General features: G+C 73.9%; 6 protein-coding genes. 2 read left to right on the top strand and 4 right to left on the bottom strand.

Annotated features, from left to right (window positions below; translation table 11 throughout):
* The 3 genes from ACFVWU_RS35140 to ACFVWU_RS35130 form a co-directional block, all read right to left on the bottom strand.
* The coding region (locus ACFVWU_RS35140) for a winged helix-turn-helix transcriptional regulator (RefSeq protein ID WP_387628438.1) at positions 1-297 on the bottom strand (297 nt) is incomplete at its 3' end.
* Positions 298-306: 9 nt separating this feature from the next.
* Positions 307-1,605: an MFS transporter gene (locus tag ACFVWU_RS35135; protein ID WP_387628436.1), complete on the bottom strand. Its 1,299-nt coding sequence runs from the start codon at positions 1,603-1,605 to the stop codon at positions 307-309.
* Positions 1,602-2,837, bottom strand: a complete 1,236-nt coding sequence (locus ACFVWU_RS35130; protein ID WP_387628433.1) for an aminotransferase class V-fold PLP-dependent enzyme — start codon at positions 2,835-2,837, stop codon at positions 1,602-1,604. Before ACFVWU_RS35130 ends, ACFVWU_RS35135 begins: the two co-directional genes overlap by 4 nt.
* Here ACFVWU_RS35130 and ACFVWU_RS35125 point away from each other — a divergent pair.
* Positions 2,836-4,251 (top strand): PLP-dependent aminotransferase family protein, encoded by a 1,416-nt coding sequence (locus ACFVWU_RS35125; RefSeq protein WP_387628432.1) that lies wholly within the window; start codon positions 2,836-2,838, stop codon positions 4,249-4,251. The two genes, ACFVWU_RS35130 and ACFVWU_RS35125, sit on opposite strands and share 2 nt — an antisense overlap.
* Before the next feature lie 12 nt (positions 4,252-4,263).
* On the opposite strand, the gene ACFVWU_RS35120 is transcribed toward ACFVWU_RS35125, so the two are convergent.
* Positions 4,264-4,761, bottom strand: a complete 498-nt coding sequence (locus ACFVWU_RS35120) for a signal peptide protein (RefSeq protein WP_387628429.1) — start codon at positions 4,759-4,761, stop codon at positions 4,264-4,266.
* 304 nt (positions 4,762-5,065) lie between these two features.
* On the opposite strand from ACFVWU_RS35120, the gene ACFVWU_RS35115 reads away from it, so the two are divergent.
* Positions 5,066-5,600, top strand: a 535-nt coding sequence (locus ACFVWU_RS35115) for an amino acid permease (RefSeq protein WP_387628441.1), incomplete at its 3' end; no start/stop codon positions are given.

The raw sequence follows: 5,600 nt of genomic DNA, 5'->3' as shown, positions 1-5,600 counted from the left end.
GCCCCCCCCCGGGTAGGGGGCACCCGGCGGGGGCTCCGTCGCCGCGCACGGTGGCGCCTCCCGGGGGGGCGCGGGGGGTCTGTGTACGGACCGGGGCGGCCCCGGGGGGCACGGGGGGCCGCCCGGATGGGGATCGGTATCGGTGAGCCTAAGGCGCCTGCGCCGGCGCAGGCGCTGGACCAGCACCTTCTCACTCACCTGCGGCATGAGCCGCCGCAATGCGCCGTACCGGTGCGCGCCCTCCTTGAACGCCCGCGGACCGCCCTGATGGCCCGGAGCCGTGCGGCGCCGGGCCATCGCAAGGGCTCAGCCGGTCACCCGCGCCGGTGTGGTCGGCAAGGTCCGGAGGCGGCCGACCGGGGAGGCGAACAGCCCGACCACGACGGCGGCGGAGCCGACCGCGGCCACGGTCAGGGCGCCGCGGGCGCCGAGTTGACCGGTGAGCAGGCCGGCGGACAGGCCGCCCAGCGATCCGCCGCCGAAGAGCAGCATGCGGAACGCCGCGGTCATCCGCCCCATCATCGACTGCGGTGTCACGGCCTGGCGGAGGCTGACGATGATCACCCCGGCCACGCCGAGGCCGAGGTAGGTGGTGAAGAAGGAGAGCACGAACATCCCGATCATCACCGGCCGCGGCCCGGTGGCGGCGGGGATCAGGCCCGGGCCCAGCAGCAGCGCCGACTGGGCGACCAGGTAGATGCGGCCGAGTGGGAACCGCGCGATGACCCTCCGGGAGATCAGCGCGCCGATCAGTCCGCCGACGGAGGCGGTGGAGAAGACGGCGCCGATCGTCGCCGAGTCGAGGTGGAGGTCGGTGTGGGCGTGGAGCAGGAACATCGTCCACACGGTGATCATCGAGAAGTTGCAGCAGAAGCCGATCAGCGCGAGCGAGCGCAGCACCCCGTCCCGCATCACCCAGCCCATGCCGTCCTTGAGTTCGCGCCACAGGTGCCGTTCGGCGGCCGGTTCCGGGCGCGGCTCGGCCGTGCGGATCAGCAGCAGCGAGACCAGGGACGCCGCGTAGGAGCAGGCGTCGACCAGCAGCGCCACCGGCGCGCCGACCGCCGACACCAGGACGCCCGCCAGCCCGGGCCCGGCGACGTCGGCGGCGGACGAGCTGGTGCCCATCCTGGCGCCGGCCTCCACGTAGTGCTCGGGACTGCGCACCAGCACCGGGACGTAGGACATCCAGCTCACGTCGAAGACCACCGAGGCGATGCCGACCGCGCAGGCGATCACCATCAGTACCGGCAGGTTGAGCGCGTGCCACCAGTACAGCAGCGGTACCAGGCCGAGCAGGACCAGCCGGACCAGGTTGGCGGCGAGCATGACCGGCCGTCGGCGGTGCCGGTCCGCCCAGACGCCGATCACCAGGGCGAGCCCGAGGTAGGGGACGAGCTGCAGGAAGCGCAGCAGTCCGACCTGTTCGTCGCTCGCGCCGAAGGCGCCGATCGCGGTGAGCGGGAGGGCGAGGTTGGTCACCTGGGTGCCGAGCAGCGAGACCGTCTCGCCCACCCAGAACCTGAGGAAGTCGCCGTTGCGCCAGAGGCCTTGAGGAGCCGGCGGTGCGTTGACAGAGGTCGGCGCGGCTGAGGTCCGGGTCACCGTGCGCCCCTGGCGAGTTCGGCGACCGTGCCCGCCACCGCGTCGACCTCGTCCTCGGTGTTGTAGTAGTGCGGTGAGAGCCGCAGGCACCACTCCACCGCCTTGTCGGCGAAGTCGAACTGCGCGAACTCCCGGTAGCTCAGCGCCGAGTTGATGCCGCGCGCGTCCATCGCCGCCTTGAACGGCTCCGCCTCCCACCCGTCGATCGCGAAGGTGACCAGCGCGGCCGGCGCGGGCCCGCCGTCGAGCGTCCGGACGCCGGGGACGGCGGCCAGCCGTTCGCGCAGCCGCCCGGCCAGGGCCGGGGTGCGCCGCGCCACGGGCTCCAGGCCGACCCGCAGCGCATAGCGCACGGCGGCGGCGCAGCCGAGGACGGTGGCGTACGGGAACTCCCACTCCTCGAAGCGGGCCGCCGTGTCGACCGGGCGGTAGTGGCCGGGGGCGACCCAGCGCGCGCCGTGCATGTCGATGTACAGCGGCTCGCCGCCGGCCGCCAGCACTCGGTCGGAGACGTACAGGAAGCCCGAACCGCGCGGGCCCCGCAGGAACTTGCGGCAGGTGGCGGTGAGCAGGTCGCAGCCGATCTCCTCGACGTCGACCGGGTACTGGCCGACCGACTGGCAGGCGTCGACGAGGTACAGCAGGTCGAGTTCCCGGCAGTGCCGGCCGATCTCGGCGACCGGCTGGACCAGCCCGGAGTTGGTGGGCACGTGCGTCACGGCCACCAGGCGCGGGCGGTGGGCGCGCATCAGCGCGGCCATCGCGTCGACGTCGACGCCGCTGCCGTCCGGGTGGTCGGGGGCGTGCACGATCCGGACGCCGTGCCGCTTGCGCAGCGCCAGGAAGGCGATCTGATTGGAGATGAAGTCGTTGCGGGTGGTGAGGATGACGTCCCCGGGGCGGAAGTCGATCGCGGAGAGCGCCTTGGTGTACGCGTGGGTCGCGCTCGCGGCGAAGGCGAGGTTTCCGGGGCGGGTGCCGAGGAGTTCGGCGAGCGCGGCGTAGAAGTCGGCGACCTCGGCGGTACGGGCGGCGGCCGCCTCGTAGCCGCCGATGCCCGCCTCCAGGTGCAGGTGGTCGACCATCGCCTGGAGGACCGGACGGGCCATCAGTCCGCAGCCGGCGTTGTTGAAGTGGATCACCGCTTCGCAGCCGGGGGTGTCGGCCCGCAGGGCGGCGAGGTCCAGGAGCGGTTCCGCGCTGGAGCTGAAAGCGCTATTCTTGTTTTTCATGTCTGACGGTAGCAGTATCGAGACCCTGGTGGCGATCCTCCGGACCGAGATCGCCCGACTCACTCCGGGTGACCGCCTGCCCAGCAGCCGCGATCTGATCACGCGTCACGGAGTCGGGCCGGTCACCGTCTCCCGGGCCATCGCCCTCCTGGCCGCCGAGGGTGCCGTCGTCACCCGCCCCGGCAGTGGCACCTACGTCGCCGCCCGCCGGCCGCAGGCGGTCGGCGGCGAACCGGACACCTCCTGGCAGGCGGTCGCCCTGGCCGGGCGCCACTTCGTGCCCGAGCAGCCCGACGAGCAGCCGGGCACGGTGCCGGCCGGCACGGTGTCGCTGTCCGGCGGCTACCTGCACGAGAGCCTCCAGCCCACCCGGCTGCTCAGCGGAGCCCTCGCCCGGGCCGCCCGCCGCCCCGACGCCTGGCACCGCGCCCCGGCGGCGGGCCTGACGACCCTGCGGACGATCTTCGCCCGGCAGGCCGGCGGCGACGTCGGCCCCGAGGACGTCCTGGTCACCGGGGGCGGGCAGGGGGCGCTGTCGATGCTGTTCCGCGCCGTCGCGGCGCCCGGCAGCCCGGTCCTGGTCGAGTCGCCGACCTACTCCGGCGCGCTCGCCGCCGCGAGGTCCGCCGGACTGCGGCCGGTGCCCGTACCGATGGACGACCAGGGGCTGCGCCCCGATCTGCTCGCCGACGCCTTCGCCATGACCGGCGCGCGCCTGCTCTACTGTCAGCCCACCTTCCACAACCCGACCGGAGCCGTGCTGTCCGGCGAGCGGCGCCGCCAGATCGTCGACGTGGCGCGCGCCGCCGGGGCGTTCCTGATCGAGGACGACTTCGCCCGCCACCTCGGCCACGGGCGGCCGGTGCCCCGCCCGCTGGTCGCCGACGACCGGGACGGCACCGTCATCCACCTCACCTCGCTGACCAAGCCCGCCTCGCCCAGCCTGCGGATCGGCGCGCTGATCGCCCGGGGGCCGGTGATGCGGCGGCTGCTCGGGATGCGGCGGGTCGATGACTTCTTCATCGCGCGCCCCCTGCAGGAGGCCGCGGTCGAACTGCTCAGCACGCCTGCCTGGGACCGCCACCTCCGTGGCCTGGCCACCGCCCTGCACCAGCGCTGCGCCGTCCTGGCCGGCGCCCTGGCGCGCGAGGTGCCGGACTGGACGCTGCGGCGCGTACCGGAGGGCGGCCTGCACCTGTGGGTGCGGCTACCGCCCGGCCTCGGCGAGGCGGCCGTCGCGGAGGCGGCACCGGCGCGCGGGGTGTCGGTCAACCTCGGCCACCACCACTTCCCGGCCGAGCCGCCCGCCGGCCACCTGCGCCTGGGCTTCGCCGCTGCCGCCGAACCCGCCGAACTCGCCGAAGCCGCCGCCCGCCTGGGCGCCCTCGCGGCGGCGGGGGCGGCCCGGACCTGACCTGGCCAGGGCTCAGGCGTAGATCGCCACCCGGGGCTCGACGGAGCCCTGGGCGGGGCCCTTGAGGACCGTCACCCGGTAGTGCTCGGTGAGCGTGTGGTGGCCGTGCAGGACGATCTTCGCCGGGATGAGGTCGGTGTACAGGGTGCCGGTCTGGCTGCCGAGCGACACGGTGTGCCAGTGCCTGTCCGTCCCCAGCAGTTCGAGCCTGATCTGCGCCGGGTCGAGGAACGGGCCGTTGTCGGGTGACTCGATGAGGATCTGCGGGGCGACCGTCTGGTCCGTCGACGCGGGGTTGCGGTAGGTGACGGTGATCCCGTGCGGCGCGTTGTCGCTGGGGAGCGAGGTGTCGGGCAGGTCGACGAAGCTGACCGGGGCGGCGGTGGCGGCCGACGCGGGCGCAGGCGTGGAGGCCGCGTGCGAGGACGCCGCGAGTACGGCGGTCGGCAGGACGGCGAGGGCGGCGGCGGTCAGCACCAGAGCCCGACTGCGGATCGTCCTGGTCGGCATGGCGCCTCCTTCGGTCGTAGGACGGCGGCTGGGGGCCGGTTGCCCGGCGGACGGCGCCCGCAGTGCTGCGGACAGTCGCCACCCGGGCGGTTCGTACCCCTCCACCCTGCACGCGCCCGGCGGATGCCGCATCCGCCCGGCCCGGTGGAGCCCTTATGACAACGCCATTGACGTGTGAGGGCGCCGCCGGTTTCATGGCTCGCACTTCCCCCACCCCCACCCCCACGACCAAGGCGGTGATCCGTTGGCATCCACGGTGAAGGACACGGGCAGCGGTCCGAGAACGGGCGTCGGCCACGGCGTCATGCACAAGTCCATCGGCCTGCTCGACGGCGCGGTGATCGCCGCCTCCAGCACGGCCGCCACCAGCAGCATCGGCATCGGCCTGGGCCTGATGGCCGGGGTGGTCGGCCTCCACCTGCCCGCGATCATGCTGCTGGCCTTCCTTCCGGTGCTCGCCATCGCCGGCGGCTACGGGCGGCTGAACGCCGTCGAGCCCGACGCCGGCAGCAGCTACCGCTGGGTGGGCCGGACCCTCAGCCCCTGGCTGGGCTTCCTCACCGGCTGGGTGAACACCGTCGGCACGGTGGTCTTCATGGCCTACACCACCACCGTCACCGGCTCGGCGATCATCCAGCTCCTGGACGAAGCGCACCTGCGCAGCATCGCCGGCCTGCGCCTGGACGCCGACTCCACCGTCCAGTGCACCCTGCTCGGCCTCGTCGTCCTGATCGGTGCCGCACTCGTCGCGGTGCGCGGGCTCGACCTCGCCGCCCGGCTGCAGAAGGCGCTGCTGGTCTTCGAGTACCTGGTGCTGCTCGGCTTCTGCGGGTACGGGC

The sequence above is a fragment of the Kitasatospora sp. NPDC058190 genome (genome assembly GCF_042883685.1).
GTDB lineage: Bacteria > Actinomycetota > Actinomycetes > Streptomycetales > Streptomycetaceae > Kitasatospora.
This window is presented reverse-complemented; position numbering and strand designations above follow the sequence as displayed.

What these genes read in the sequence shown, in the direction of transcription:
- ACFVWU_RS35125 (WP_387628432.1), top strand. Translation starts at nt 2,836, where the DNA reads ATGTCTGACGGTAGCAGTATCGAGACCCTGGTGGCGATCCTCCGGACC.
- ACFVWU_RS35120 (WP_387628429.1), bottom strand. Translation starts at nt 4,761, where the DNA reads ATGCCGACCAGGACGATCCGCAGTCGGGCTCTGGTGCTGACCGCCGCC.
- ACFVWU_RS35130 (WP_387628433.1), bottom strand. Translation starts at nt 2,837, where the DNA reads ATGAAAAACAAGAATAGCGCTTTCAGCTCCAGCGCGGAACCGCTCCTG.